14 protein-coding genes and 1 pseudogene are annotated in these 26,510 nt (G+C 66.0%); 7 read left to right on the top strand and 8 right to left on the bottom strand.

Going from position 1 to position 26,510, the window contains the following annotated elements:
* A complete protein-coding gene (locus tag D187_RS54620; RefSeq protein ID WP_002623113.1) occupies positions 1–1,083 on the top strand; it encodes a hypothetical protein in 1,083 nt (360 codons plus the stop codon).
* A gap of 138 nt (positions 1,084–1,221) precedes the next feature.
* The gene (locus D187_RS02300) at positions 1,222–2,208 is read left to right on the top strand and encodes a hypothetical protein (RefSeq protein WP_002623114.1); all 987 of its coding nucleotides are present in this window, start codon (positions 1,222–1,224) and stop codon (positions 2,206–2,208) included.
* 112 nt (positions 2,209–2,320) lie between these two features.
* Here the strand turns inward: D187_RS02300 and D187_RS02295 are convergent, their stop codons facing one another.
* The 3 genes and pseudogenes from D187_RS02295 to D187_RS02285 all read right to left on the bottom strand — a co-directional run.
* Positions 2,321–2,914 (bottom strand): imm11 family protein, encoded by a 594-nt coding sequence (locus D187_RS02295; protein WP_043427795.1) that lies wholly within the window; start codon positions 2,912–2,914, stop codon positions 2,321–2,323.
* Positions 2,915–4,216 carry an AHH domain-containing protein gene (locus D187_RS02290; protein ID WP_043428162.1) on the bottom strand — a complete coding sequence of 434 codons (1,302 nt, stop codon included), beginning with the start codon at positions 4,214–4,216 and terminating at the stop codon, positions 2,915–2,917.
* A gap of 318 nt (positions 4,217–4,534) precedes the next feature.
* Positions 4,535–5,353: pseudogene (locus D187_RS02285) on the bottom strand (AAA domain-containing protein); the annotation flags it as partial.
* A 482-nt stretch (positions 5,354–5,835) separates the two neighbouring features.
* Here D187_RS02285 and D187_RS54615 point away from each other — a divergent pair.
* Positions 5,836–10,698, top strand: a complete 4,863-nt coding sequence (locus D187_RS54615) for an NACHT domain-containing protein (RefSeq protein WP_162159611.1) — start codon at positions 5,836–5,838, stop codon at positions 10,696–10,698.
* A 91-nt stretch (positions 10,699–10,789) separates the two neighbouring features.
* Here the strand turns inward: D187_RS54615 and D187_RS02275 are convergent, their stop codons facing one another.
* Positions 10,790–12,712, bottom strand: a complete 1,923-nt coding sequence (locus D187_RS02275; RefSeq protein WP_002623119.1) for an AAA domain-containing protein — start codon at positions 12,710–12,712, stop codon at positions 10,790–10,792.
* Between the two features lie 83 nt (positions 12,713–12,795).
* Between D187_RS02275 and D187_RS02270 the strand changes: the two genes are divergently transcribed.
* Positions 12,796–13,455, top strand: a complete 660-nt coding sequence (locus tag D187_RS02270) for a hypothetical protein (protein ID WP_002623120.1) — start codon at positions 12,796–12,798, stop codon at positions 13,453–13,455.
* Here the strand turns inward: D187_RS02270 and D187_RS02265 are convergent.
* On the bottom strand, positions 13,452–14,537 hold the full coding sequence (locus tag D187_RS02265) for an AAA family ATPase (RefSeq protein ID WP_002623121.1): 1,086 nt from the start codon (positions 14,535–14,537) through the stop codon (positions 13,452–13,454). The two genes, D187_RS02270 and D187_RS02265, sit on opposite strands and share 4 nt — an antisense overlap.
* A 19-nt stretch (positions 14,538–14,556) precedes the next feature.
* Entirely contained in the window at positions 14,557–15,384 is an 828-nt protein-coding gene (locus tag D187_RS02260; RefSeq protein WP_002623122.1) for a PPK2 family polyphosphate kinase, read from the bottom strand.
* An 88-nt stretch (positions 15,385–15,472) separates the two neighbouring features.
* On the opposite strand from D187_RS02260, the gene D187_RS02255 reads away from it, so the two are divergent.
* The 3 genes from D187_RS02255 to D187_RS02245 all read left to right on the top strand — a co-directional run bounded on the left by D187_RS02255 (position 15,473) and on the right by D187_RS02245 (position 22,292).
* Positions 15,473–15,931, top strand: coding sequence for an ATP-binding protein (locus tag D187_RS02255; RefSeq protein WP_002623123.1), 459 nt, complete (start codon positions 15,473–15,475; stop codon positions 15,929–15,931).
* A 46-nt stretch (positions 15,932–15,977) separates the two neighbouring features.
* Positions 15,978–18,029 carry a thioredoxin domain-containing protein gene (locus D187_RS02250; protein WP_002623124.1) on the top strand — a complete coding sequence of 684 codons (2,052 nt, stop codon included), beginning with the start codon at positions 15,978–15,980 and terminating at the stop codon, positions 18,027–18,029.
* A 108-nt stretch (positions 18,030–18,137) separates the two neighbouring features.
* Positions 18,138–22,292 (top strand): MG2 domain-containing protein, encoded by a 4,155-nt coding sequence (locus D187_RS02245; protein WP_002623125.1) that lies wholly within the window; start codon positions 18,138–18,140, stop codon positions 22,290–22,292.
* A 61-nt stretch (positions 22,293–22,353) separates the two neighbouring features.
* Here the strand turns inward: D187_RS02245 and D187_RS02240 are convergent, their stop codons facing one another.
* Both D187_RS02240 and D187_RS02235 read right to left on the bottom strand, forming a co-directional pair.
* Positions 22,354–25,374, bottom strand: a complete 3,021-nt coding sequence (locus D187_RS02240; protein WP_162159610.1) for an RICIN domain-containing protein — start codon at positions 25,372–25,374, stop codon at positions 22,354–22,356.
* An 85-nt stretch (positions 25,375–25,459) separates the two neighbouring features.
* Positions 25,460–26,509: a multidrug resistance efflux transporter family protein gene (locus D187_RS02235; RefSeq protein ID WP_002623127.1), complete on the bottom strand. Its 1,050-nt coding sequence runs from the start codon at positions 26,507–26,509 to the stop codon at positions 25,460–25,462.
* Position 26,510: the final 1 nt, after the last annotated feature.

Below are 26,510 nucleotides of genomic sequence, written 5' to 3'. Positions count from 1 at the left end.
GTGCGCGCATGGCTGGTGGTGATGATGATGGCCCTGGCGGGCTGCGCCGTGCAGGTGACGGACGCGCCCTGCGAGGACGATCTGCAGTGCCCGAGTGCCCAGCGCTGCACCTCCGAGGGCCGCTGCGTGGCGGGCGCCCGCTCCGGGGAGCACCTGCTGGAGTCCTGCCGCACGGCGATGGATGCACTCGCCCGGCGCGCGAACCAGTGCTCCGGCGGGCCGCCGGACAGCTACCAGCGGCTGGTGGACACCGAAGCGGTGTGTGCCTCGGTGATGGCGAGCGTCCAGACGAGCCGGCAGGCCTTCCTCCCGGAACAGTTCGGCGCGTGCGTGCGCCGCCTGCGCGACCTGCCCTGTGGCGCGCTGACGCTCGAGGAGTTCAGCCAGGGCAACCTGTTGGCCCGCTGCGACGCCCTGTCGCCCCAGGTGGCCGAAGGCGGCTCCTGCGGCGGCAACATGGACTGCCAGGAGGGTTGGTGTGACACGGGCGCCGGCTGTCCCGGTGTGTGCAAGCGCTACGTGCCCGCGGGGAGCAGATGTGACGACAGTGTCCCGTGTCAGCCGGGCACCACCTGCTCGCTCAACGTGTGCCGCGCGTACGCGAACCTGGGTGAGTCCTGCGCCTGGGGAGTGCGCTGCGCGCCCGAGGCCAATGCCGCGTGCGTGAACAACGTGTGTGTCGCGCGCAAGGAGGCCGGTGCCTGCGCGAGCGCCGAGGAGTGCGCGCCCGGACAGGTCTGCGCGAAGGTGGCCGCGGACGCGGGCGCCCCGCGCGAGTGCCGACCGGCCCGGGGCCTGGACGAGGCCTGCACGCCCGGGGCGCTCGAGTGCGGCGGCCTGCTCTACTGCGAGGCCGCCTCCGCGCGCTGTCGCCCGTGGAGGGAGCCCGGCCAGACGTGCTTCAACCCGGACGGCACGGAGGAGCGGGCCCTGTGCCTCGGGAGCCGGTGCGCCTTCGGTCCCTTCGCCCAGCTCGTCTGCCAGCAGTACGTCGCCCCCGGCGGGGTCTGCCTGGCCAACGGGGACTGCGGCCCCACGGGCGCCTGCCGCAACAAGGTCTGCGTCACCACCTGGTGCCGGTAGGGTGCGCCCTACAGCGCGGGCGCTCCCTGTAGGGTGCGGCCTACAGGCTCGGCGGGAGCACCTCATGGTTTCGCGGGTTTGGCGTTGGTCCGTCCCTTGCTCATGGGGACGGCACAACTCCCCACCCGAGGAAACCCCATGAAGAAGATGTTCGGCGTCCTGGCTTCGCTCTCCCTCGCTGCTTGCGGCCCCCAGATCGAAACGGTGTCCTTCAAGGACGGCCTGCCTTCCCAGGAGATGGCGAAGCTGGAGGTCCCCACCGAGAGCGAGCAGCGCCTCGACGATGGTCTGACCCGCGTGGAGCAGACGCTGCGGGGCGAGCTCTCCCGCACCTGGCTCGTGACCGGGGGAACGGTGGCCTTCGTCAACGGTGTCACCCTGTGGTCGCTCGGCGCGCTCAACTTCGTGGCGGGCTTCGAGCCGACCTCGGATGACGGCACCACCGCGGTGTGGGGTCCGCACAACAATGACTGGGAGCTCACCACCTGGAAGCTGACGGCCGTGCGCACCGCGCCCAATGCCTTCAAGTACACCCTGGAGGCCAAGCCCAGGGGCAGCGCCGACAGCGAGTACGCCGCCGTCATCACCGGCTCGCACACGGTGGCGGTGGACGACAAGGGCAAGGCCATCAAGGGCTATGGCGAGGGTCGCTTCGACATCGACTACGACAAGGCCGCGCGTCTGCCACACCAGGACAGCAAGAAGGGCCGCATCAGCTTCCACTACGCCCGGCCGAGCCCCACGGCCGCGGCCACCGTGGACGTGGACCTCGAGCAGTTCGTCAACGACGCCACCGTGCCCGACACGGCCGCCTACCACTACAGCCAGGTGCCTGGGGGAGAGGGCTCGTTCGAGTTCGCCGTCGACTCCAACATCCACTGGTTCGATCTGAGCAAGATCGCCCTGGAGCGCTGGAGCATCAAGAGCCGCTGGACGGCCACGGGCGCGGGCCGGGCGGACGTGCGCGCGACCGGAGGCGATCTCGCCAGCCCGGTGACGCTGAATGAGTGCTGGAACACGAACTTCCGCTCCACCTTCCTGGACGGCAACGTGGGCTCCCAGGTGCGTTGGGGTAACGAGTCCACGGACTGCGCCTTCGTCGGCGCGTCCTACTCCACGCGCTGAGGCCCCTGGAAAAAGGGCTGGTCACGTAAGTGCGGCCCTTTCGTTCATCTGAAGCTGGCACCCCGCGAGCCCCCTCTCTCCGCGGGTGTTGCCGGGGAAATGACGTTCCACCTCAGCCCTCGTTCGACGCGTGAGGCCCCGTTACACGATTGAAGTACACTCCTGTATTGCCAATTCGCTCAATCCTCGCCTTGAGCTCCTCGGAAACGATGAGGGCTACTTCCCAACCCATCGGGCGGAAGACACGCGCATTCTCGATCTTCGAGGTGTCTATCCGTAGACCGGAGATCGAGCGGTACTCCCCCACCCGCTCGGGCACGGCGCCATCTGAAGGGTATACCTGGACCTCTCGAGAGTTCTTTTCGTCAACGCACTTGAAACTCCTGGTCGCGTTTACGATGTAGTACCGCTCGGGCGTACCCTCGACTTCGACCGGGAACAATTGCACGTCGTCAGGTGCAAGCTCACGGAAGGCACGAGCGACTTGCTCGTTTGCAATGGGTGTGCGGTCTGCATTGGCTACCGTAAACGTGCGCTCTTCTCCATGGTGGAAAGGTTTGGTCTTGAGAGGACCAGGGTCTGGCACCGGCTTGCCTTCCACGAACATCCAGGGATCCTCCAGTTCGCCACCCGCTATGGGAACGGGAGTGTCGAGGCACCATTGAGGAACATCCCCAATTTCTACTACATAGAAATTGCGCTCCATTTACCCCTCACCCGTCACAATCAGACGCCGCAAATCCGAGCCCGGCGTAAGCAGGTCGTTTGCAATCTTTGCAAGCTCTTCAACCAGCCGAGGACGACACGTTTCCTCTGACTTGCACCTCCCGAGCGCTTTCTGCAAACGGTCTATTACAGCTTGATGATACGCTTGGGGGTGCGGCCCCTGGTGGGCTTTCAACCTTACCTGGTTCGCAACATCGCCCAGCGTCATCCCTGCTCGGCCGAATAGCTTCTCACACAATGGAGTCCAAGGGCCGCCGGACGCACCGGAAACCATGTTCTTGTTCGTGCAGAGGTGATGAACCGGGCCCTCTGCGTCGCCTGGCACCATCCCCTGCGAGTACATCGCAATCGCTGCGACCGCTCCAGGAGCGAGCGCGACGTTGAGTACACCGGCAGCAGGCAATGAGATTGCACCCACCCCACCATTCAGCGCAGCCGTGAGCTGGAAACCACCCTCGGCCTGCGCGCGGATTGCAGCCAGGGAGAAGCCGGGGAGCTTGGGGCCCTGGGCCGCCATCGCATTCTTCCCGCCGAGCGCTGCCGTGACGAGCAGCACCAGGACACGCGTGCCGTTCGCTCCCAACACCCGTCCGAACCGGTGCCCGATGTCCTGCAACTCGATGACGCTCGTTGCCTTCCCCGCATCGTCCCACAGCCGGACGAATCCACGACCAATCTCCCAGACCGGAATCATGCCGAGGTAGGCCACCATGGCCGCCGTCAACGCGACCGCGAGGACTTTGGTGACAGGCTCGGGCAGGGTCATCGTGAGGAGCACGGTCAGCGCAGCTGACGTCAACATCGCCTTGAGCGCTACCGGATTCAGCATCTTGCCGACCTCCGCCTCGACGCTCTCCCAGACGGTATCGAGCGCGAAGGACAGCGCCATCAGCGTCCGGTCCTTCCGTCCGAACGACAACCCCGTTCCGCCTACCAGGGTCAAGCAGTCATCCGTGTCGGGGCAGATGCGCGCGTACAACGACTCAGGCGAACTCCCCAAGCCCGAATCAGCGAGGCCCTTCGAGGATGCGAGCAGAGTCCTGGAGCGCACCCACCCTCGCTCATCCGCCTCTTCAGTCTCCCGGAATGCGACGTCCAGCCGCATGTCGAGGAGGAGCTGCACAAGGGCCGCCTTGAACTCGGTCTCGCTCACCTCGACCGGCTCGACACCAACGGACGTGTAGGTAACGGGTTCCCCATGCCCGGTATCCAGATGGACAACACGGGTGGTCGCGCACCCCGCCCCAAGCAACAGTAGACCTACTATTGCGATTGGTCTCATGGTCCCCCCGACATCCAGATTCCAGAAAATCATGAAAAAAATGTTCTGACCACGAAATCTATTATTCTCAGCGAAGCTGCGGTGGAGCAACTTCTCCACGGGAAGGACTGGGAAGAGGTCTTCGCGTCCCTGGAGGGTGGTCGGCCAGGTGCCGGGCGTAACTACCTCACGGGCGCCACCGGGCTGGTGGGGATGACGCTCGGTGGCTGGATTGCCGACCGGGTGCACGCGCGGTGGGGGCGGGGGCGCCTCACCCTTCGGGGCCGTCAGCCTGTTGGCGGGCGCACTCGGCACGCGTGCTCGGGAGCGCGCGGGGAATCAGGGAACCTCGTTGGGGTCTGGCCATTCCCAGGCGGAGCGGTAGCCGGCGCCCTCCTGGGTGGACTCGATGAAGCGCGCGTAGAAGGCATGGCCGCTGAGCGTGGCCGAGTCGCCCACGACGAAGAGGTGCCGGCGGGCGCGGGTGAGCGCCACGTTCATGCGGCGCAGGTCCGAGAGGAAGCCAATCTGCCCCTCGGAGTTGGAGCGCACGAGGCTCACGAGGATGGCGTCCTTTTCCCGCCCCTGGAAGGCGTCCACGGTGTCCACCTCCACGTCGGGTGAGAGCGGCTCCACGCGCTCGCGCAGGGCATGGGCCTGGGCGCGGTAGGGGGTGATGACGGCCAGCTCGCGCGGCGCGATCCCCGCGGCGAGCAACTCCCTCACCCGGGCGACGATCAGGTCCGCCTCGCCGGTGTTGAAGAGGCTGCCGGTGTCCTTCTCCTGCTCCTCCTCGAAGCCCTTGCCGGCCGTGTCGAGGTAGAGCACGGGTGGGAAGTCTCCCGGCGTCTCCGGTGGCAGCACGTCCACGAGGGTGCGGCCGGCCACGCTCGGGTGGGCGCGCAGCTCGCCGCCATACATCTCCTTCGAGGGGAAGGTCATGATGGCGGTGTTCATCCGGTACTGCTCGCGCAGCATGCGCTTGACGCCGTCCCCGTGGTCCGCGAGCAGGCGCTCGAAGAGGCTCACGGCCAGACCCGCCTTGGCGGCCTCGGGGGAGAGGATGGTGGGGGGGAACTGTTGGGGGTCGCCCGCGAGCACCACCTTGGGGGCGCGCAGGAAGCCGAGCAGGGCGAGCGGCTCGGTGGACTGCGCGGCCAAGGGAGCTGTGCGGCCTCTCCTCTGGCCCGGGGCACAACTTGGGCAGCCCCCGTCCGTCAGCGGCTCTCCTCGGCCCCTCCGCTTCATCCCTCGCCTTCCACCAACCGCCCATCTTTCTTATGCTTAGTGACCGAGGGGGCCGTTGGCGGGGGCCCCAGGGGTCGTGTGACGGGCCAGTCCCAGGTTCTGCAACATGGAGCGCATCCTTGGCTCTGCCGACACGTACGCCAGTTTCTTGCGCCTGCCTGCTCAGTGGGGGCTGGCAGACAGGTCTAGTGCGAAGGTGCGACGCAGTAGCCCGGCCTGGTCCAGCCGCGGTGTCTTCCCCTTCTTCCTCTCCTCCCTCTCTGCTGTTACTGGCGGGGGGATCGCCTCTTTCGGTTCCGCCTCATCCGTGGCTTGATGGAACCCGTAATCACCCAATACTTACCAGCAAGGATCCGATAGTAATGGCTAGCCTGCCCCCAGTGAGGCCGCTGTTGAACGACCCCGCCCGAGAGGCGGTAGATACAATGCGTGCTTACAAATACCAAGTTTTGGCCAGCTTGCTCGCATGGCTCAACCTCGGAGAAGGCGAGGTGCTGTACTTGGAAGGTGCGGAGGATTTCGACAAAATCAAACCTGATGGTTCAACGGTGGTGACGCAGGTCAAAGATACTGCCGCATCCGGCTCCCTGACTCTGCGCACCTCTGGCGCTGTTGAGGCAATTAGCAACTATTGGGCTCACCGTGAACGCAACCATGGCCGCCGAATCCACTTCGATTACCTGACCACGTCCGTAATTGGGCGCGAGCAAGGTGCGCCGTTTGGTAAAGATATCGGTGGCATTGAACTCTGGCGTCGCGCTCAGGAAAATTCTGAGCCATTTCAACGGGGTGCAGATGCGCGCAGGATCGCTGACTTCCTCTTGAAGGAGGAGAAGGTTTCAAGCGGCGTGCTGAGCTTCTTGAAAACGGCAAAGGATGACGAGATTCTGACGGAACTCGTCGAGCCTATCCGATGGCTAAGTGGAGCGGATGAGACAGCTGCATTGCTCAAGCAAATCGATGATCGGCTCGTTGAGTTTGGATCAAACCGAGTCTACGCACGTGATGCGGAGAAGGCTCTTGCGCCACTGTATTTCCACGTGTGGAAGGTGGTTTCTCGATCCGACGAGCGCAAATTGGACCGCCCATCCTTGTTTCGGGAATTTGACGCTGTTGCAACAACTACGATACCTCAATCACTCCATTTGGCTCTTCTCGACCGGGTTATGGGGCCTGGAGAGTTCCTACCTAACCTGGGTGATAGCGCAATATTTGATAGCAGGGAATCTGCACTTTCTGGACGTTCTATTGTGTCGTCACGACCGCTCGACGTTGAAGCGGTCGAGCGAGCATTTGGATCTAAATCTCGGTTGATGCTTGGCTGGCCACAGGAGACAGATGGTCATTGGCTCGAGCGGCCTGAGTTGGAGCGACTGCGCGCTCTCGCGATGCAGACAGATCCAACCGTGACTGTCTTGATCGGTGGTCCAGGTGAAGGAAAGTCTGCGTTGCTCGCTCGTGTCGGCAACCAACTTGCCGCCAAGAACGTGTTGCTACTTGCGCTCAAAGCTGATCACCTGCCACGAACTATCAGCACGTTAGATGATCTAGACTCATGGGTCGGGGCGCCGGTCCCAGTAGCGGAGGCACTGCGCCGCCTTGCCGCAGAGCGCCGCGTCATCCTGTTGATCGACCAACTTGATGCGCTCGCCGAGCTTATGGACCAGCACTCAGCGCGCCTCTCAGCTTTGCTTCGGCTGGTCGACACTGTACGTGGAGTAAAGAATTTGCAGGTGCTGCTATCCTGCCGTGAGTTCGAATTCCGCAATGACATCCGCCTTAACTCAATTAAAACGGATACAGTGACGCTTAGCCGTCCCCTATGGGAGCAGGTTTTGCCGTTGCTCACTGCACGAGGACTTGACCCCACAGGATGGAGCGACGAGGTGCGCGATATCCTACGCACGCCTCAGAACTTGGCAGTTTTTCTGACGCATCTGGCGACGGGTCGGCAGAGTGGAACCATTGCCTTCACCACCTATCAAGGCATGCTGGACCGGGTCGTTGCTGAACGGCTTGAGCGGCGGTATGGCGCTCGAACTACAGAAGCAGCTGAGCATATTGCCACGACCATGGCCCAAGAGGAGGAGTTGTGGCTCAGTAGAGGCAGGTTTGAACGATTGTACAAAGAAGAATTGTGCCACTTGGAAGCGGCAGAATTCTTGGTATTTTCAGAAGATGGCCTAAGTCTCTCCTTTCGTCACCAAACCCTCTTTGACTTCATGCGCGTGCGCGCTTTTCTGCGTGATGGCGTGTCGATCGCTGAGCATGTCATCAAGGAAAAACAAGAGTCCCTCTTTGTGCGGCCGATCTTGTGGAGTGCACTGCACCATATCCGTGGCGTCGACCGGTCCCTATATCGCTGTGAGTTCCGCCGTCTGTGGATGCATGAAGAATTGAGGGCTCATCTGCGATATTTGCTCATCTCCTTTCTGGGGCAGCTCAACGAGCCCGACGACGAAGAGGCCCGCTGGTTGCTGCCGACTCTCACCAACCTCGATTTGCGTCCCAGAGCACTACACGCGATGGCCGGCAGTCATGGTTGGTTCAGCCGGCTACGAGGACGCATTTCCTCGCTCATGACGGCTCCCCCGGCCGAGGCTTGGTATACGGCGCCTATTCTCAGCAAGGCATTGGCGTTTGGTCGTGATGTCGTACTAGAGTTGGTTGAGCGTCATTGGCTGTCCAGCGCCGAGTACCTCGCGCATGCCCTCCACCTGTTGGACGAAATCCAAGTATGGGACAAGCGCAGCCTCGACTTGGCAATCCGAATAGCGGGGTATCCCAATGTGGCAGCCTTTCGTATCAGACGCCTTGCAGAGGGCATCGCGAAATCGAAGCCGGAGTTGGCCCCATCAGTGATTGTTCGTCATCTGGAGGCACAGACTGCACAGATTGATGCAGCTCCCAGAAATCTTCCGAAGCCGCCGCCAGAGGATGCGTCAGAAGACGCGCATCTTTCGTACCGCATAGAACACGAAAACGCAGTGAATGGCCAACTAAGAAAGCTCTTGGAAGGCTCGGAGGACTGGTACAGACTTGATGAACAGGTGGTGCAAGCTCCCCAAGCATTTCTGGTGCGAGCTTGGCCATGGCTCATCGACATTCTGAAGCGGCTAGGTCGCGCCCCTCGCGAATTCCTCCATATGTACCGCGAGCATCAGGGGCTTTCTTTTGCTGCCGAGAGTAATTCGCATGGACATGAGCCGCTGCCGAATGCATTTGAGGCTGCAATGCGCGCGTTCGCTGAGGTCGACGCGGATGCCTTTCTTGCTTTTGTTGAGGCGAATAAAAAATCTGACCTTATGGTGGTTCATCATCTTCTGGCGATCGGTCTTGAATTGCTCGCCCCGGGGCGGCCTGAAGTTGTCCTGTGTTATTTGATGGAAGATCCTAGGCGCTTTGCAATTGGTGATTATGATAATTTTCACCGTGACAGCCAGAGCCTGATTGCGGCCATCGTGCCCGCACTAGGGCGTGTTGAGGCGTTGCGTCTGGAACAAGCAATCACCAAATGGCCACTTTATCGCGAGATACCAGCCAACGAGGATGCAAAAATTCGTTTCAACCGTCGGAAAAAGATCCGCGAGCATCGACTGCTCCTCCTACGTGCATTTCCCGCTGAACAATTGTCGACCAAAGGCCGTCGACATCTACAGGAAGAGGAGCGTGCAATGCCGTATGCTCAAGACGAGTACACGGGGGTAGGACTCGTTTCGATTGGCAGTCCCATGTCTGCCGAGCAAATGCAAAAAGCAACGGACGATGAGATCGTCGCCTTGTTCGACAGATTGACTGACTCTACCAAGTGGGATCACCCCAAGCGAAGTTGGAAGAACTACGTTGGGGGCAGCATTCCTGCTTCCAGAGAGTTCGGAGCGTTCGCCAAACTTCAGCCAAGTCGAGCACTCCGGATTATCGAACGGTTTCGACCAGGGCTGCAGGAACGCCCAGTTGGCGCGACTCTGACAGAATTGGGCTCAAATGACGTTGTGCCTGCCGAAGATTTGATTGGCCAGATTCATGCTCTGGAGAAACGAGGATTCTCGTCAACAGAGTTTCGGGAGGACGCTGCGCTATGCCTTCGCGCTATCGCCCGACGAGCCAAAGGACTCGACGATACGACTTGTGCGCTGCTTGAAGGTTGGCTCTCAGATTGGACACTCAAAGAGCCCAATCCAAATGAAGAAGAAACTGACTCTGCGAGAGAACATCAGAATCAACCGGGTAACAATAAAAAAGCTGAGAGCTTTCTTTGGGGGCACGGTGACTTGGAGAAACTGCCTGGTGGCAACTACCCATTCCTGGATGCTCTCATGCATGGCTACCTTTTTCGAAATAATGGGGGCTCGAACAGTTGGCTAGCGCAACTGGAGCGGCACTTCGCCCGCCGCGAAGACCCAGAGGTCTGGATCGCTATTGCGCGCTATCTACACTACATTACACATGCTGACCATGATCGTACGATTAGGTTCTATACGGCTTTGTTCAACCGTTTCCCGGAAATTTTAATGAGCAGGGCGGGCATCCATCTGATCGGTCGTGTTCACGGACTGCTCCCTCCTGAAGTTTATTCACAAATACTCACCCATTGGGTCACTGGTAATTGGGCGCAAGGCCCACAAGCAGCTGGAGAAGTTGCCGCGCTGCGCTTCTGTCTCAAACCGAACGAGACAAAAGCGAAGGAACAGGTAGAGCGATTCATAGATGGCGCCGACTTCCCGCCGAAAATTTCTGAAGGGCTGCGCCTTGGAGTTGCCTACACTTTGGTTGCAACATGGAATGAGCCAACGCTCCGCGCGCAAACTACACCACTTATGATCCGCCTCGTTTCGATTAATGATAAGGCGCTAGCCCCTGTGCTGCATAGAATATTTGCCAAGGCTGACCCTCTGCCACCGGACGAGCACACGCGCGAGTATCTGATGTCATTGCTTGGCTGCCCAGCAATTCTTGTTGCAGGATCTGCAATGCTTGTAATTAATAAATTGAACAATTTGCTTCGCGAAGGCTGGGAACCTGAACTCATCCACGCGGTTGCGTCCGCATTGATCGTTCAAGCAGGACAGGAGCTAGGTGATGCTCGTACTATCCACGCTGGCGGCAACGGTAACTTGGTTGAACTTGCGTTGACTCTTCACCGTCTCCCAGAGACGCGATCGCGCGGTCTTGAGCTGTTTGAGCTGCTCATGACCGCTGCTGAGTACGAGGCGAACAAGCGCTTGGAAACTCTGGACCGACGGCCTTTCCACTAAGAGTACATTTTAAAAATGAACCGGAAGATGCAGGTGACCTGACCTGCAGAGGGGATGTCGGATTTGGAAGGCGCTATTGAGGCCTTGCCCTTCAGGGGACCTCGTTGGGGTCGGGCCATTCCCAGGCGGAGCGGTAGCCCGCGCCCTCCTGGGTGGACTCGATGAAGCGCGCGTAGAAGGCATGGCCGCTGAGCGTGGCCGAGTCACCCACGACGAAGAGGTGCCGGCGGGCGCGGGTGAGCGCCACGTTCATGCGGCGCAGATCCGAGAGGAAGCCAATCTGCCCCTCGGAGTTGGAGCGCACGAGGCTCACGAGGATGGCGTCCTTCTCCCGTCCCTGGAAGGCATCCACGGTGTCCACCTCCACGTCGGGCGAGAGCGGCTCCACGCGCTCGCGCAGGGCGTGGGCCTGGGCGCGGTAGGGGGTGATGACGGCGAGTTCTCTCGGCGCGATCCCCGCGGCCAGCAGCTCCTTCACCCGGGCGACGATCAGGTCCGCCTCGCCGGTGTTGAAGAGGCTGCCGGTGTCCTTCTCCTGCTCCTCCTCGAAGCCCTTGCCGGCCGTGTCGAGGTAGAGCACGGGCGGGAAGTCTCCCTGTGCCTCCGGCGGCAGCACGTCCGCGAGGGTGCGCCCGGCCACGCTCGGGTGGGCGCGCAGCTCGCCGCCATACATCTCCTTCGAGGGGAAGGTCATGATGGCGGTGTTCATCCGGTACTGCTCGCGCAGCATGCGCTTGACGCCGTCCCCGTGGTCCGCGAGCAGGCGCTCGAAGAGGCTCACGGCCAGGCCCGCCTTGGCGGCCTCGGGGGAGAGGATGGTGGGGGGGAGCTGCTGGGGGTCTCCCGCGAGCACCACCTTGGGGGCGCGCAGGAAGCCGAGCAGGGCGAGCGGCTCGGTGGACTGGGCGGCCTCGTCCAGCAGGGCGAGGTCGAACTCCTCGTGGGCGAGCACGCCGGAGTCGAGGCTCGCGAGCGTCACGCACACCACCTGGGCGCGCTCCAGCACGTTGCGCACGGCCTTGCGCTCGAGGGCGCGTGCCTCGTCGAGCATGCCCTTGGCCTCGGTGGTGGAGGCTCGGGCGTTGGAGAAGCGCTCGCGGCTGCGGCCCTGGGTGCGCTGGCGGCGCGCGTAGCCGAGCAGGGAGAAGGCCTCGTCGAACAGCTCGCGCGAGAGGACGCGGTCGGGATGGTCCTCGACGATGAGATCCAGGGTGTGCTCCTGGAGCCGGGGCGTGACGCGGGCGGGGTGGCCCACGCGCACCGCGCGCAGACCCTTGTCGAGGCACAAGTCGAGCAGGTGGTCCACGGCGGCGTTGCTGGCGGCGGCGCACAGCAGGCGCTGGCCCTGGGCGACGGCCTGGGCGGCCACCTCGGCGAGCACGGTGCTCTTGCCGGTGCCGGGAGGGCCGTGCACGAGGAAGAAGTCCTCGGCGGCGAGCGCGCGGGCGACGGCGTCGTGCTGCTCGGGGTTGAGGGGGCGCGAGGGGGTGAACTCGCGGAGGGAGTCGAAGCGGGGAGGCTCGTTGCCGAGCAGCACCTCGCGCTTGCGGCGGCCCAGGCCCTTGTCGAGCGCCTTGACGCGGGAGAGGCCGGCGCGCATGCGCTCGTAGGTGACGTCGTTGGGGACGCGGTCGAGCCGCAGCAGGCCCTCGTGGATGAAGGGGGGAGGGGAGCGGTCGAAGGCGAGCTGGACGCGGGTGGCGGTGGCACGGGTGACGAGCGCGCGGGCGGGCTCCTTCACCTCGGCGCGGCGGGGGAAGACGGCCACCTGGTCGCCGTTGTCGAGCCGGGCGGGGAAGCGGGCACGGTCCTGGCGCGCGAGCGTGACGAGGACGCGGCCTCCGAGGCCCACCTCTTCCTCCAGGCTCTCCAGGTCGAGGAAGGTCAGGCCCTGTTCGGCGCGCTGCTGGAGGGACATGCCCTCGGCGAGGGCCGCCGTGCGGGCGCGCTCGGCATCGCGCTCCATGGAGAGGAGGCGGCCCAGGGAGTCGAAGAAGGAGACGTCGCGAGACATGGGGGAGGTTTATGCCATGCCCGACATCAGTCGCATCAGGTGTCAAAGAACCCGATGGCCCACGCTGTGCATTAAACCCCGTCATGCACCGTCACCTGTGGCTCCTCGTCCTCACCCTGCTGGGCACCTGTCGTGCCAGTACGCCGCCTCCCACGGCTCATCTGGTGGAGACACCCCTGCCTGACGTGTTCGGGCCTATCGACTGGAGCACCGACGCGGACAGTCTGCGTGCGCGCTTTCCGGAAGCGCGGGTGTGGGAGACGGATCATGACCCCAGGGATTGGAAGGACGAGGAGGGGCGTGAACTCGTGGCTGTGGAGGTCGTGGCCACGGACGCGCACCTGGAGCCTTTCGGCACGGTGGACATCCGCGTGATGCGCTTCGAGGGACATGCCCCAGCGGTGCTCGTCATCCAGCGCTCGGACAACCCGGGGGAGTGCTTCCCCGGAGGAGCCTCGCAAGAGCAGAGCGACGCGTGCCTTCTGCGCCTGGAGAGAGCGCGCAGGGCGGTCTACGACTCACTCGCCGCGCGGCTCACCTCCCGCTTCGGCCCCGGCAAGCTCGACCACCTCGAGTCCGAGGCCATGCTCACGGACAAGGATCCCGTGGACATCGAGCAGTCCGAGCGCACCTGGGAGCTCCCCGGACTGGTCCTCCGTCTGGCGCTCGGCATGGACCCGCGCTACCACTCGCCGATGATGGTACGCCTCGTCGCCTCGCGTGACCCCCAGTACCCGTACTAGTCCTCCGCTTCCTCCACGAGTTCCGTGGCGCCTCCGCTCCGGTGCAACGTCAGGAGGGCGGCGCGGGTGTTCTTCTCCAGGGCGGTGGCGAGCTCCTGGGCATGCGTGGTGACGAAGATCTGCCCCCGGCGGCTCGCGTCGGCGATGAGGCGGGCGAGTGGCTCGAGGAGCGAGGGGTGCAGGCTCGTCTCGGGCTCGTTGAGCGCGAGGAAGGGGGGCGGCCTGGGAGAGAGCAGGGCGGCGAGCAGGCACAGGTAGCGCAGGGTGCCGTCGGACAGCTCCGCCGCGCCCAGGGGACGGCCGAGCCCGGGCATGTGCAGGTGGATCGAGAAGCGCCCGTCCTCGGAAGCCAGCTCCAGCCGGGCACCGGGAAAGGCCCGCGTCACGGCGTCGTGCATCGCCCGGGTGTCTCCGATTTCCTGGATGGTCATCAACGCCGCGGCCAGGTCCCTTCCGTCATGGGCCAGCGCGGGAGTGCGCACGCCGACCTGCTCGTGGCGCAGGGGTGACTCGGGGTCGGTCCGGAAGTGGTGGTAGAAGCGCCACTGGAGCAGCTCCGCGCGCAGCGCGCTCAGTAGGGGGAACCGGTGCGGCTCGGAGATCTGCGCCAGCACGGACTCGTGGCCCCACAGCCTGGCGGCGAAGGTGGTGCGGCGGCCCTCCGCGTCTCGCGCGAAGACGCTCTGGGCGCGGCGCTCGGCCACCACGTGCCGGCGCGTGCCCTCGTGCACCCAGACCGTCTCCTCCTTCACGTCCGGGTCGAGCAGGAAGGGGCCCTGCGGTGGAGGCACGAGCCCGCAGGACAGCTCGTAGGCGAGGTCCTCCAGGCGCACGCCCACGGTGACGCGCGCCGTCTCCGTCTTCTTGCGCGCTCCCGCCCACAGCGCCGAGGGCATTCCTCCCTCCTCGGCCAGCGTGTGCGCGAAGTCCCCCCGGGCCGCGGCGTGCAGCAGGTACAGCGAGCGGTAGACGTTCGTCTTGCCGCTGCCATTGGGGCCCACCACCACCGTCACCGGCGCGAGCTCGAAGCGCAACGCGTGCACCGAGCGGTAGCCGGAGATCCACAGTTCTCGGACGGACATGATGCGCTCCGCGCTCCCTTCACTTGTCCTTGCGCCAGGCGGCCAGTTCCTTCTTCTTCTCCTGGCCCACCTTGTCGAGCTTGCCCTGCCAGGCGTCGCGGTAGGGCCGGAGCGTCTCGACGAGCGTGTGCGCCACCACCAGGTTGCGGTACCACTTGGAGTTGGCGGGGACGATCGTCCAGGGCGCGTTCTTCGTCGACGTGCGCGCGAACACCTCCTCGTAGGCCTGGGTGTAGTCCTGCCAGTGGGCCCGATCCTCCCAGTCCCCGGCGCTGATCTTCCACGCCTTGCGCGGCTCCTTCTCGCGCGAGCGCAGCCGCTCCTCCTGCTCCTCGAGGCTGATGTGGAGGAAGAACTTGAGGATGATCGTCCCATGCTCGGCGAGCAGCTCCTCGAAGTCGCGGATGTGGCCGTAGCGCTCCTTCCAGAGCGACTCGGGCACCAGCCCCTTCACGCGCGAGACGAGCACGTCCTCATAGTGCGAGCGGTTGAAGATGCCGAACTCGCCCTTGCGCGGCGTGGCCTTGTGGACGCGCCAGAGGAAGTCGTGCTCCAGCTCCTCGGGGGTGGGCACGCCGAAGGAGGTGATGCCGAGCCCCCGGGGATTGAGGAAGCCCGCGACGTGCTTGATGGTGCCATCCTTCCCGGCGGTGTCCCGGCCCTGCAGGACGATGAGCACGGCGTTCATCCGCGCGCCCCACAGCAGATCCTGCAGGTCGAACAGCTCCTCGCCGAGGACTTCCAGTTGCCGCTTCGCCTCCTCCTTGTCCGTCCCCGCTGGAGGTTCCGGCGAGATGTCGTCCAGTCGGATCTTCTCGTTCTGCTTGTCGATGGTACGGATGTCCATGGGGCCCTCGCCGTGGGAGCGGGGCAGGTTTCCACGCGGAGGGAGGTCTGACAACACCTGCTCCCGTTACTGTCACGCAGGGCACGCCATGGAACTCGTCCTCTTCATTGGGCTACAGGGCTCGGGCAAGAGCAGCTTCTACCGGGAGCGCTTCGCGGCCACGCACGTGCACGTGAGCAAGGACCTGTGGCCCAACGCGCGCAAGCGCGAGGCGCGGCAGCGACGGCTCATCGACGAGGCGCTCGCGCGGGGCGAGTCGGTGGTGGTGGACAACACCAACCCCCGGCTCGAGGACCGGGCCCCGCTCATCGCCATCGGCCGGGAGCGGGGGGCGCGGGTGGTGGGCTATGCCTTCGAGTCGGACCTGGAGGCGTGCCTCGCGCGCAACGCGGGGCGTGTCGGCCGGGCCCGGGTGGAGGACAAGGCCATCCTCATCACGCGGCACCACCTGCGCTGGCCCTCGTATGCCGAGGGCTTCGCTGCCTTGTTCCAGGTGCGCCTCACCCCGGAGGGCGGTTTCCTCGTGAACTCCTGGGGCACTCCGTAGCCCTTTGCCCTGCACCTTTCCTCCCGGGCCATTAGGGTGCGCGTCCATGGCCAACCGACTCGAGCGAGAGCCCTCTCCCTACTTGCGGCAGCATGCCTCCAACCCGGTGGACTGGTACCCCTGGGGGGAAGAGGCCTTCGCGCGGGCGCGAGCGGAGGACAAGCCCCTGCTCCTGTCGGTGGGTTACTCGGCCTGCCACTGGTGCCACGTCATGGCGCACGAGTCCTTCGAGGACGAGGCGATCGCCCGGTTGATGAACGAGGGCTTCATCAACGTGAAGGTGGACCGCGAGGAGCGGCCGGACGTGGATCAGCTCTACCAGGGCGTGGTGCAGTTGATGGGGCAGGGAGGCGGCTGGCCGCTGACGGTGTTCCTCACGCCGGATCTCGTGCCCTTCTTCGGTGGCACCTACTTCCCGCCGAAGGACCGGTATGGGCGGCCGGGTTTTCCCAAGGTGCTGCGAGCGCTGAGCGAGGCCTGGGCTACGAACCGCGGCGAGCTGCTGAGCCAGGCGCGGGAGTTCCGCGAGGGTCTGGGCGAGCTGGCCCTGCATGGGCTGGACGCGGCGCCGGCGGCGTTGAAGCCGGAGGACATCGTGTCCATGGGCTTGTCCCTGTTGGAACGGATGGACGGCGTGAATGGCGGCTTCGGCGGGGCGCCCAAGTTCCCCAACCCCATGAACGTGGCGCTGGTGCTCAGGGCCTGGCGGCGAGAGCCGGGACAGGACGCGCTGAAGCAGGCGGTGCTGCTGACGCTGGAGAAGATGGCGCGGGGCGGTGTCTATGATCAGCTCGGCGGGGGCTTCCACCGCTACTCCGTGGACGAGCGGTGGGCGGTGCCCCACTTCGAGAAGATGCTCTACGACAACGCGCAACTGCTGCACCTGTACGCGGAGGCGCAGCAGGTGGAGCCGCGACCGTTGTGGCGCAAGGTGGTGGAGGAGACGGCGGAGTACGTGCGGCGGGAGATGACGGACGCGCGGGGCGGCTTCTACGCCACCCAGGACGCGGACACGGAGGGAGAGGAAGGCCGTTTCTTCGTCTGGCTCCCCGAGCAGGTGCGCGAGGTGTTGCCGCCGGAGCTGGCGGAGCTGGCATTGCGCCATTTCCGCGTCACCGCGCTGGGCAACTTCGAGCATGGGCGCACGGTGCTGGAGTCCGCGGTGTCCGTGGAGTCCCTGGCCGAGGAGCTCCAGCGGCCGGTGGAGGAGGTGGCCTCGGGGCTGAGCGAGGCGCGGCGGCGGCTCTTCGAGGCACGCGAGCGGCGGGTGAAGCCGGGCCGGGACGACAAGATCCTGGCGGGCTGGAACGGGCTGATGATTCGCGGGCTGGCGTTCGCGGGCCGCGTCTTCGACCGGGCGGACTGGGTGGAGAGCGCCCGGAAGGCGGCGGACTTCGTGCTGGCGGAGCTGTGGGATGGCCAGCGGCTCTCGCGCTCGTACCAGGAGGGGCAGGCGCGCATTCCGGGCTTCGTCGAGGACTACGGAGACCTGGCCGCGGGCCTCACCGCGCTCTACCAGGCGACCTTCGAGCCCCGCTACCTGGAGGCGGCGGAGGCGCTGGTGCGCACGGCCGAGACGCTCTTCTGGGATGAGGAGCGGGGCGCGTACCTGACGGCGCCGAGGACGCAGGGAGACCTGGTGGTGGCCACCTACGCGACGTTCGACAACGCGTTTCCCTCGGGGGCGTCGACGCTGACGGAGGCGCAGGTGGCGCTCGCGGCGCTCACGTCCAACAAGCAGTACCTGGAGCTGCCCGAGCGCTACGTGTCACGCATGGGCGAGCAGTTGCGCAAGAACCCGATGGGGTATGGGCACCTGGCGCTGGCGGCGGACGCGCTCGTGGATGGCGCGCCGAGCGTGACCTTCGCGGGGACGCGGGAGGCGGTGGAGCCCCTGCTGGCGGTATCCCGGACGGTCTACGCGCCCACGTTTGGCTTCACCTGGAAGGCGCCGGAGGCCCCCGTTCCGCCCTCGATGCGCGAGACCTTCCTGGGCCGGGAGCCGGTGGGCGGACGCGCCGCCGCGTACCTGTGCCGGAACTTCGCCTGCGAGCCGCCCCTCACGGAAGCGGGTGCGCTCGCGAAGCGCCTGGGCTGAGGGGCCCTCCTTCAGCGGCAATCGCCTCGAGGCCCGTGGTCCTGAGCAGAACTTTCGCCGCGCACATCCGTTCCCTGGCGACGCCCGTTTCCCGTCCCAGGGATTTCCATGCTCGAACACGTCGTCCCGCGCGCCCTCCTCGCCCTCTTCACGATGGGCCTCGCCGTCCCCCTCACCGTCCAGCAGCAGGTGTTGGCCACCCAGGCCACCCAGGATTTACTCGGCGGGCCCAACCGCTCCTTGACCTTCGTCAGCACCGACAAGCCCCTCTACCGGCCCGGCGAGCAGGTGCTGGTCCGGGGCCTGGTGCTCGAGTCTCTCAGCCACAAGCCGCTCTCGAACCAGGTGTACGCGGCCGTGGAGATCCGCGGCCCCAAGGGCGATGTCGTCACCTCCGCGATGGTGGCGAGCGAGCACTCGGTCTGGGGCTACTCCTGGACCGTCCCGCCCGACATGGCGGGCGGCGAGTACACGATCAAGGTCACCTCTCCCTGGTCGGGAGACGCCCCCGCGGAGCGCAAGTTCGACGTGCGCGCCTACCGCGCGCCCCGGCTCAAGTCGCAGATCGAGTTCCTCCGCGATGGCTACGGGCCGGGTGACACCGTCACCGCCACGCTCGACGTGAAGCGCGCCGAGGGTGGCATCCCCTCGGGCGCCCGCGTCACCGCCACCGCCCTCGTCGATGGCGTCACCGCGGCGCAGGTGACGAGCTCGGTCAATGCCCAGGGCTTGTGCACCGTCAGCTTCAAGCTGCCCGCCCGGATCGAGCGGGGCGAAGGCTCGCTCGCCTTCGCCATCGAGGATGGCGGCGTGGTCGAGACAGCGGCCAAGACCCTCCCCATCCTCCTGCAGACCCTGGATCTCACGATGTACCCCGAGGGAGGGGAGCTGGTGGCGGGGCTGCCCTCGCGCGTCTACTTTCAGGCGAAGACGCCCGCGCAGAAGCCCGCGGACCTCTCCGGAGCGGTGATCGATCTGGCCACGGGCGAGGCGGTGGCCCCCGTCCGCTCGGAGCACGAGGGCAGGGGCCGCTTCGAGCTGACCCCCAGGGCAGGTGTGAAGTACGCGCTGCGCATCGACGCGCCCTCGGGCATCAAGAAGACCTTCCCCCTGCCCGAGGTGAAGGCCCGGGGCGCTGTCCTCCGCTCGAGCGAGGACGTCATCCCCGCCGGCATGCCCGTGGTGCTCTCCGTCGGGCTCTCGGGCCTGAAGCGCGCGAAGCTGACCCTGAGCCAGCGCGAGGTGGAGCTCGCCTCCTCCCAGGTGGACCCGAACGAGAAGGTGATCCTCGACCCGAAGGGCGCGGACGGGGTGCTCATCGCCACGGTGTGGGACGAGCAGGGCCGCCCGCTCGCGGAGCGGTTGGTGTTCCGCCAGCCCGCGAAGGCCCTGTCCATCGAGGTGACGGCGGACAAGAAGCGCTACGTGCCGGGCGAGCAGGTCCAGCTCACCGCCCGGACGACGCGCGAGGGCAAGCCGGTCTCGGCCCTGGTGATGCTCACCGTCACGGACGACGCGGTCCTGGAACTCATCGAGAAGCGCGATCAGGCGCCGCGGTTGCCGGTGATGGTGCTGCTCGAGCCCGAGGTGAAGGAGTTGGCCGACGCCCAGGTGTACCTCGACGAGAAGAATCCGAAGGCGAAGCTGGCGGTGGATCTGCTGCTCGGCACCCAGGGCTGGCGGCGCTTCGCGCTCGCGGATGCGGAGGGCTTCATGGCGCAGCATGGCGATCTGGCCCGGCGCGCGCTCGCGGTCCGGGTGCCGCGGCCCCCCATGCCCGCGGCGCCCATTGCCGAAGAGGCCTTTGGCGCGCCCGGGAAGGGGGGGATTCGCGGCGGAGCTCCGCCGCCGATGGCCGCGCCGCCCGCCCAGGCCGTACGCCCGGAGAAGGCGCCCCGTCCGCGGGTCGTCGCCGCCCCGGCTCTGGCGGCCCCACCGGTCCCAGACGCCGACAAGGACATGGCCCCCAAACCCGTGCCCCAAGCGAGCAGGGCGCAGGTGGCGCGCAAGGCCAAGAAGGAGGACGCGCGAAACCAGCCGGTCCAGAGGGGCGTGCGGGCGGATGATGCGGTGATGGGGATGGTGATGGAGGAGGAGTCGATGGCCCCCATGCCCAGAGTGTACTTCCGCGAGTACGCCCACGTGGTGCGGCCCGGGCGCGAGCCGGGCGATCGCGTGGACTTCTCGGAGACGCTCTTCTGGAACGCGGGTGTGCGCACCGATGCCAGGACGGGAGAGGCCCGGGTCTCCTTCGGCCTGAACGACTCGGTCACCACCTTCAAGGCGTTCGCCGGTGGCGTCGGGGATGACGGCGCGCTCGGCTCCACGGTGGCCACGATCGAGTCGGTGCAGCCCTTCTACATCGAGCCCAAGCTCCCGCTCGAGGTGACGTCAGGTGACGTGATCCAACTGCCGCTGGCGCTGGTGAATGGCACCTCCGCGGCGCTCAGGGGCGCGGGGGTGAAGGTCGGCCTGACGGGCGACATGAAGGCCGCCTCCGTCGGTGGGGTGGACCTCGCCGCCAACGAGCGCGCCCGGCGTATCATCGAGCTGAAGGTCGGTGAGCAAGCCAGACCCGTTGACGTCACGCTCGCGGCGGCCGCGGGCAACTACACGGACACGGTGAAGCGCACGCTGAGCATCAAGCCTCGGGGCTTCCCCCTGCGCGCCTCGTTCGGCGGGCTGCTCTCGTCGCGCCAGCCGGTGGTGCATGGGGTGACCCTGCCGCCCAACTGGGTGCGAGGCAGCGTGAAGACCTCCATCGCGGTGTACCCGACGCCGCTGGCCAACATGACCGAGTCGCTCGCCCGGCTCATCCAGGAGCCCTCCGGTTGCTTCGAGCAGACGAGCTCGACCACCTACCCGATGACGATGGCGCAGCAGTACTTCCAGACGCACAGCGGGGTGAGCCCCGAGCTGGTGGCGTCGGCGCGCGAGAAGCTGGAGGCGGGCTACAAGCGGCTGGTGGGCTTCGAGTGCTCGGAGAAGGGCTACGAGTGGTTCGGCGAGAACCCGGGCCACGAGGCGCTCACCGCGTTCGGGCTGATGCACTTCAGCGACATGAAGCAGGTGCGGGACGTGAACCCCGCCATGCTCGAGCGCACGCGGGCCTGGTTGCTCAAGCAGCGGGATGGCAAGGGGGGCTTCGAGCGCAAGCGGCGCGCGCTCCACACCTGGATCGAGGACCGGGACACCTCCAACGCCTACATCCTCTGGGCCCTGCTGGAGAGCGCGGACAAGCCGGCCGAGCAGGCCCGGGAGCTGTCCAGGGAGGTCGAGGCGCTCAAGGCCGCCGCGGTCAGGAGCCAGAACAGCTACGTGCTCGCCCTCGCCGCGAACGTGATGGCGCTCGTGGGGGAGGGCGCCGAGGCCCGCGGGCTCATGGAGCGGCTCGCCGCGAAGCAGAACGCGTCCGGCGTGGTGCAGGGGGGCACGCAGTCGATCGTCGGCAGCTCGGGTGACACGCTCGAGATCGAGACCACCTCGCTGGCGGTGCTCGCCTGGCTCCGGGAGCCCACCCGCGTGGGGAACGTGGAGCGCTCGATGCGCTTCCTGGCGAACTCGTGCGAGGGAGGACGCTACGGCTCGACCCAGAGCACGGTGCTCGCGCTGCGCGCCATCGTCGCCTACGACCAGGCGCGCTCGGCGAAGCGTGCTTCGGGCTCGGTCCGCGTCTACGTCGACGGTCGGCCCGTGGGCGATGCCGTGAAGTTCGACGGGAAGACGCAGGAGGCGCTCAAGCTCCCGGACGTGTCCGAGCTGCTCACCTCGGCCGAGCGGAAGATCGAGCTGCGGATGGAGGGCGGCTCGGAGCTGCCCTATTCGATCGAGGTCACCTACCACGCCCTGGTGCCCGCCAGCTCCCCGGACACCCGGGTCGCGCTGGAGGTGTCGCTCGCGAAGAACGCCCTGACCGAGGGCGAGCCGACCGAGGCACGCGTCTGGGTGACGAACAGGAGCGACGAGAAGCTCTCGACCACCGTGGCCATCTTCGGCGTGCCGGGAGGGCTCGAGGTCCGCCACGACCAGCTCAAGGAGCTGGTGAAGAAGCAGACGGTGGACGCCTACGAGGTGCTCGGCCGCGACGTCGTCCTCTACTGGCGGGGAATGGAGCCGCGCAAGAAGCTCGAGGTGCCGCTGTCGCTGATCGCGGCGGTGCCCGGTACGTACACGGGGCCGGCGAGCCGCGCCTACCTGTACTACGCGGACGACCACAAGACCTGGCGCGACGGCCTCAAGGTGTCCATCTCGCCCAAGCAGTGACCCTGTACGTCTGAGATCGGGAGACTGTCCACCAGACAGTCTCCCTGAGACAAACAGCGCTTCAAGGCCAGATGCGCAGGGTCCAATCGCGCCATTTCTGGATGCGCTGCGCCTCGGCACCCAACTGCGTGGCCTTCCAGACGCCATACTGCTGCTTCTGCTCGGCCGTCACCCTTCCGTTCACCGCGTTCATCGCGAAGTTGCCCGATGTCGGCTGCGCCAGGGGCTGGCGGGTCTGGTCCACACAGAACGCGAACCCGGCATACGGCTCGGGCTCGCCCAGCTCCGTGTTGGCTGGATCGCAACGCCGCCAGCTCGCGGGATTCGTGTCGGTGTACAGGACATTGAACTGATTGATCGCCCCGTTGAGCACCTTCAGGTACAGGCCTGTTTGGAGTTGCTCGAGCTTGCTGAAGGGCGTCCTGCTGGTGCCCTGGGTCGTCGCCTGATCCATGAAGTTGGTGGGGGCCAGGTGCTTCAGGACCTGCGCCCGGCTGAAGCGTCCGCGGTTGTTGATGAGGCCATTCGTCTGGGTCGGCACGTAGAGCGGGATGTCGTTGTTGACGTACTGGGCCGACTTGATGCGGGCCTGCAGCAGCCGGATGTCGCTCAGGAAGGCCGCGTTCGCGTGCGCGGGCGTCGAGGTGCCCACGCTCTGCGACAGGAGCTCATCGAAGCCGGTCAGATAGGGCCAGTCCACCGAGAAGTTCACCCAATCGCCTTGAGCGCCCGGGTTGATGGAGACCTGCATCTGGTACCAGGCGTTGGTCCGGTAGTACGAGCCCACGATGTTGGAGCGCTCCCAGGCCAGATACCACTCCCGGGTGACCTTCCCCGAAGACTCGTCGGCCTGGTAGAGCATGTGCGGAGCGAGGAAGAACACGCTCACCGTGTTGAAGGGCCAGCCGCGCACCTCACCCCGGCCTCTCCAGGTCTTGGTGGTGGAGTTGAAGTCGCCGATGAACCACTGCTGATTGCCTTCGAGCCCATGGGTGTGGGCCCACTCCCACTGCTTGATGACGTTCCAGTGGAGCATGCTCATGACGGCACGCTCGATGAAGGCATTGGTGGTGAAGGACGCCGGATCACTGCCCGTCGTGGCGCTGGAGGCGCGCGCGGCCAGGAGGCGGGCACCGACCTGCGCGCCGTACTCGCCGGAGCTGGCGATGTGGTTGCCACGGCCACCGCCGAGGAAGCGGTAGCCCTCCCAACCAAAGTTGCTGAAGTAGCTCTGGATCTCGTTGCGCTCGCTCGGGGTCAGATGGCTCCAGTCTCCGTATTGCCCGTTGGGATTCTTGTGGGCCTTGAGCCACGCCTCGATCTGCTCCGCGCTGGCCTTGGGGTGGGTGCGGCTGCTTTGCGACCACTGGGCTCCGTTCTCGAAGGAACCGGCGCTGCTGGCACCCGTGGGCCACACGTCGAGCGGATGGATCGTGGGCAGCCAGGCGTTCCAGTCGGGGTACTGCAACGGCATGGCGACTTCCCGCGCGTTCATGGTGGCGTTGGCGTTCATCACGGCATCGACGTCGGCCTGGCTCAGGGAGGCTGGCGGCTTGCCGAAGAGGGCCTGGACGGCCTGGGTGGGGGTCTCGAGCACCGCGCCCAGACCCGCTCCGGCGGCCCATTCGAGGATGGGTTTGCTGTCCAGCCCCGGGCCCGGCTGGTACGGCGGGTTCCACGGCGTGGCCTGGGCCACGTGGGGGACGTTCCTCTGGCTGTAGCGGATGTAGGCGGCGATCTGTCTGCCTTGTGCCTCGCTCAGGCCGTGGAAGCGCGAGCGCTGCACGATGGCGTTGTTGGAGTAGTTGAAGTACTGGAGATCCCGCCCATCGCTCGCGTGGCAGGAGGAGCAGGCGGCCGTGATGTTGCGTCTGACGATGCTGCTCTTGAGGAGCTTGCCCTGGCCATACCAGAGCGCCTCGCCCGCCGTGACATCGGCACTCGAGGTCTGGCCCGCCACCTTCTCGGCTTGGATGTCGGCGTACCGCACGGGGTTGCTGGCCAGGCTGTTGCCCTGGGCGTCTTGCAACTGGAGGTTGAGGACGCGGTAGCCATTGGACTCACCATCGGTCCCGTTGAAGCGGAACTGGATGCGGTTGGCTCCAGGCGCGGCCACGAGCCTCGCCCGGGTGGTGGCATCGAGCGTGAGGCTCATGCGCGTGGTGTAGAACCCGCCACGGGTCAGGCCGCCCTGGACGCGTTCGACATCGGCCAGCTTCACGGTGGCGTCCGTGATGTCGATCCAGGGAATGCTGCCGGCTTGATCCGGGCTGAGGCCGCCGAGCACGCGCACGCTGGCCTTGATCCGGGTGGGCGGCTGGTTCGTCGCCTCGAACTCGGGGGCGCCAAAGAAGGCGCAGCGGTGGCACGTCCACCACAGCTGACTCACGGTGCCGAGTTTGCTGGAGTCCACGTGGAGGCTGGCTTCGGAGATCGCCGGGAGCGATGGGGAGCCATCGCTCAGGAGTTCGAGCGGCAACTCGAGCGGAGGGGCGGAGGGGTTGGGCTCCGGTTGGGTCACGGCCTCCAGCCGCCACTGCTGATTGGGCTGGCCGTGGCAATCCCACTGGTGGATCTGCCCGCCCACGGCCTGGCTCATGTCCTTCACGTCGATGCACTTGCCGCTGTGCGAGGCCTTGATCTGGTAGGCATCTCCCTGCGCGGTCAGGATGAAGCGTTGGTTGGGCCCGCCGTTGTCGTTCCACTGCTGGAGCAGCTCGCCACTGACCTGGTTGTTCCCGCGCACGTCCAGTGGCTTGCCACTGTGGACGGCACGCAACTGGTAGGTGCCATCCGCCGAGGACAGCACCTCGAAGTGTTGCTGCGCCACGTTGGCGCAGTTGGTTTGCTGGACGAGGGCCCCATCGGCCGTGCTGGCGCCGGCGACCTCCAGGCACAGGTTGGAGTGCACCGAGCGCAGGCTGTACTGACCCACGGCCAGTGCCCCCTGGCTGTTGCCGCTCTGGGGATGGAGCGGGAGGGGTTGCGGCGTCTGGTCCGTGTCGCCACGGTCTCCACACGCCGCCAGCAGGCCCACGACCAGTGCCATCACCCCGCGAGGGACGCGGAGCTGGCCTTTCAAGGATTTTGAAGATTTCCAGGTAATCATGAACTCAGGGTAGAGCTTCATGCCTTGGTGGAAATCACCCCAAAGAGGGAGCGAATGCTCACTCCGATGGGGGAGAAGCGTTGGCCCTTTCTTGCTCCGAGGGGCTCGGCTCGACGTCGGCTCCAGCGGGGCCGCCCAGGGTGAAACCGATGAGCCCGGAGATGACCAGGAGGAGCCCGGCCAGCGCGCCCGCCTCGGGCAGTGGAGCCCCCAACAGCAGCACTTCTCCGAGCAGGGCGAAGACCACCTCGCCCGCCTGGGTCGCGTCAACGGCGGCGATGCTGTAGGCGTCACTCGCCGCGGTCCGGGCGCGGAGGAACAGCGGGGTGGCGATCACCCCCGAGGACAGCGCCACGATCAGCGTCTGCAGCACCTGGGAGGACGTGGGCGCCGGCGGGCGCGTCACGAGCGCGAGTCCGCACCAGAAGGGAACCGAGCCGAGCACCAGCAACAGCACACAGGAGGCCGCATCCGCGAGGGCCGGCGAGTGGATGGGCGCGATGCGCGTGCTCGTGCCATGACGGGCCGCGTTCAGCATCTGGTTGCCGAAGGGGTAGGCGAAAGCCGCCACGAGCACGGGGACCACCCCCAACACCAGCTCCCGCGTGGACAGTCCGCCCCGCCATTGCTGCAGATTGACGAGGCTGATGCCCACGAGCACCAGGGCGATGAAGAACACGCCCCGAAGGGGGACGCGCAAGCCGAAGGCCCGCAGGACGAGGGGAGAGGCGAGCAGGGTGGATTGCCACGTGGTGGCGAGCACCCACCCCGGGGTGTGATCCGCGGCGAAGCAGATGCCCGCGTAGAACACGCCGAAGCCCACTCCGCCGGAGAGCAACCAGAAGCCGGGACGTGAGCGGAAGACCCGGGCGACCTCCATCAGCCCGTCGCGCCCCCTCCGCATGCCCACCCAGCCGCCGAGAATCAGCAGCATCGCGGCGTAGCGCAGGCTGGCGCTCCAGAACCAGTGCCCACCCGACAGGCTCATGGAGCGGTTGAGCACGAACGAGAGGCTGAAGAACGCGGATGCCAACACCCCCCACGCGACGAGCCGCCCCAGCCCGGGGCCGTGGATCCGCCGCCCCCTTGACACCCGCTCGTTCTCCATG

This window comes from Cystobacter fuscus DSM 2262 (genome assembly GCF_000335475.2).
GTDB lineage: Bacteria > Myxococcota > Myxococcia > Myxococcales > Myxococcaceae > Cystobacter > Cystobacter fuscus.
This window is presented reverse-complemented; position numbering and strand designations above follow the sequence as displayed.

What these genes read in the sequence shown, in the direction of transcription:
- D187_RS02300 (WP_002623114.1), top strand. Translation starts at nt 1,222, where the DNA reads ATGAAGAAGATGTTCGGCGTCCTGGCTTCGCTCTCCCTCGCTGCTTGC.
- D187_RS02295 (WP_043427795.1), bottom strand. Translation starts at nt 2,914, where the DNA reads ATGGAGCGCAATTTCTATGTAGTAGAAATTGGGGATGTTCCTCAATGG.
- D187_RS02290 (WP_043428162.1), bottom strand. Translation starts at nt 4,216, where the DNA reads ATGAGACCAATCGCAATAGTAGGTCTACTGTTGCTTGGGGCGGGGTGC.
- D187_RS02275 (WP_002623119.1), bottom strand. Translation starts at nt 12,712, where the DNA reads ATGTCTCGCGACGTCTCCTTCTTCGACTCCCTGGGCCGCCTCCTCTCC.
- D187_RS02270 (WP_002623120.1), top strand. Translation starts at nt 12,796, where the DNA reads ATGCACCGTCACCTGTGGCTCCTCGTCCTCACCCTGCTGGGCACCTGT.
- D187_RS02265 (WP_002623121.1), bottom strand. Translation starts at nt 14,537, where the DNA reads ATGTCCGTCCGAGAACTGTGGATCTCCGGCTACCGCTCGGTGCACGCG.
- D187_RS02260 (WP_002623122.1), bottom strand. Translation starts at nt 15,384, where the DNA reads ATGGACATCCGTACCATCGACAAGCAGAACGAGAAGATCCGACTGGAC.
- D187_RS02255 (WP_002623123.1), top strand. Translation starts at nt 15,473, where the DNA reads ATGGAACTCGTCCTCTTCATTGGGCTACAGGGCTCGGGCAAGAGCAGC.
- D187_RS02250 (WP_002623124.1), top strand. Translation starts at nt 15,978, where the DNA reads ATGGCCAACCGACTCGAGCGAGAGCCCTCTCCCTACTTGCGGCAGCAT.
- D187_RS02245 (WP_002623125.1), top strand. Translation starts at nt 18,138, where the DNA reads ATGCTCGAACACGTCGTCCCGCGCGCCCTCCTCGCCCTCTTCACGATG.
- D187_RS02235 (WP_002623127.1), bottom strand. Translation starts at nt 26,509, where the DNA reads ATGGAGAACGAGCGGGTGTCAAGGGGGCGGCGGATCCACGGCCCCGGG.